1 protein-coding gene is annotated in these 320 nt (G+C 66.2%); it reads right to left on the bottom strand.

What is annotated here, in order from left to right; genetic code table 11:
- The coding region (locus tag SRAH_RS12905) for a hypothetical protein (RefSeq protein ID WP_439645555.1) at window positions 1–235 on the bottom strand (235 nt) is incomplete at its 3' end.
- Window positions 236–320: the final 85 nt, after the last annotated feature.

The raw sequence follows: 320 nt of genomic DNA, 5'->3' as shown, positions 1-320 counted from the left end.
AATCATTGACGCCCTTCCCCACATCTGGCCTGGCCACCTGCTCAACAAAGTCTGCAGCCAGCCCAACCCCTGTGGCGGTCACGGCCACCTTGGTTGCTAAGGGCTGATGAGGCCCCGGCTGAACCGCTGCTGCGGTCGCAGTGCTGCCCACGATGCCGGCAACCCGACCCACCACTTCGGACATCACAGCCACGTCATTGCGAACGTCAGCTGCATCGCGCAGCGGATCACGCAACGGCAACACCCCGGCGGCACACTGCGCCGTCACACACCCATTGGGGGCGGGCGTGATGGTGCCCAGCCCCGCATTGGGGCTGGGC

The sequence above is a fragment of the Serpentinimonas barnesii genome (assembly GCF_000696225.1).
GTDB classification, from domain to species: domain Bacteria; phylum Pseudomonadota; class Gammaproteobacteria; order Burkholderiales; family Burkholderiaceae_C; genus Serpentinimonas; species Serpentinimonas barnesii.
Note: the sequence above shows the minus strand (reverse complement) of the source record. Positions and strands in the feature narration are given on the sequence as shown.